Annotated in this window: 1 protein-coding gene; it reads right to left on the bottom strand. The window is 72.8% G+C overall.

Annotated features, from left to right (window positions below; translation table 11 throughout):
• Positions 1–1,678, bottom strand: a 1,678-nt coding sequence (locus ACZ4FV_RS52250; RefSeq protein ID WP_465328519.1) for a polyketide synthase dehydratase domain-containing protein, incomplete at both ends; no start/stop codon positions are given.

Raw genomic sequence — 1,678 nt, 5'->3', positions numbered from 1 at the left:
CAACCCCCACACCGCCGACCACGCCAGATCCGACACCACCGAACCCGGCCCGACACCCACCGCACCCCGCGTCACCACCACCAACCGCGAGGCGGTCAGGCGCGGATCAGCCAACCATGTGCGCAGATCGAGCAATACCCGTGCCGTGGCGGCGTGCACGGCCTCGACGTCCGGGGAGGACCCGGACGGGCCGCCGACACACGGCATGAGGACCGTCGCCGGAACAGGCGTGCCCGCATCGAGTGCCGCCGTCAGGTCGGCGAGGTCCGGGTATCCGGTCGTCGCCAGGCTCGCGGACAACAGTCCGAACGGATCCGGGCCGAGCACGGCGGTGTCCGCGAGCACGGCGGTGGGCTCCGTGCAGGTCACAGGTACCCACTCGACGGCGTACAACGGATCCCTGACGCCGACGGACTCGCGCAGTTGCTCCGCCTCGACCGGCCGCAGGGTCAACGCGGCAACCCGGGCGAAGGGTTGCCCGCCGGTGTCCGCGAAGTCCAGTGCGACGGTGTCCGCGTCGAGCCGGGATATCCGTACCCGGGCGGCAACGGCACCGGTCGCGGACAGGGCAACCCCGGACCACGAGAACGGCAGTCGCAACCGTCCGTCGTCCGCGCCCGGCTGCCCCGCCGTCACGATGGCGTGCAGCGCGGCGTCGAGCAGCGCCGGGTGAAGCCCGAAGCGGGCGGCATCGTCCCGGTGTTCGGCCGGCAGCGCCACATCGGCGTAGACGTCTTCGCCGAGCTGCCAGGCCGAGGTGAGCCCCTGGAACGCCGGTCCGTACTCGTATCCGCGTGCCGCCAGGTCCGGGTAGAAACCGTCCAGGTCCACCGGCCGGGCGCCGGCCGGGGGCCAGGCGCCGTCGGCACCGACGACCTCGGGTGCGGCAAACGGCTGGTCGGAGAGTCGGCCGACCGCGTGGCAGGTCCACTCGGCGCCCAGGTCCTCGTCGCCGGTCCGCGAGTGGACCGAGACGGCCCGACCGCCCGCCTCGTCCGGGGCGGACACGACGACTTGGACCGCCACGGTCCCGTGCTCGGGGACGGCCAGCGGCGCCTGAAGCGTCAGTTCGTCCACCCGGCCGCACCCGGCGGTGTCCCCGGCCCGTACCGCCAGTTCCACAAAGGCCGCCCCCGGTAGCAGCACCGTCCCGGCCACCGCGTGGTCCGTCAGCCACGGCTGCGCGGACAGCGACAGCCGCCCGGTCAGCAGCACGCCGCCGTCCACGCCGGACACGCAGGCGCCGACCAACGGGTGCTCCGCGTCCAGCAACCCCACCGCGCCGAGATCCCCGCGCACCCCGGGAGGGGCTTGCAGCCAGTAGCGGCGGCGCTGGAAAGCGTAGGTCGGCAGATCGACGTCCGCGGTACTGCGGTCGCGATCGCGGTCGCCCAGCAGCGGCGACCAGTCCACGGCGAGACCGTTCACGTGCGCTTCGGCGAGTGCTGTGGTGAAGCGGTTCAGGCCACCCTCGTCCCGGCGCAGCGTGCCCAGGACCACGGCCTGGGCATCGGCGGATTCGATCGTGCTCTCCACCGGGGTGGTGAGCACCGGATGCGCACTGGCCTCGATGAAGGTGTCGAAGCCCTGGCTCAGGAGGAGGCGGATCGTCTCCTCGAAGCGGACCGTCCGGCGAAGGTTGGTGTACCAGTAGGTGGCGTCCAGCGCGGTGGTCTGC

Source organism: Embleya sp. NPDC025285 (genome assembly GCF_055558835.1).
Note: the sequence above shows the minus strand (reverse complement) of the source record. Positions and strands in the feature narration are given on the sequence as shown.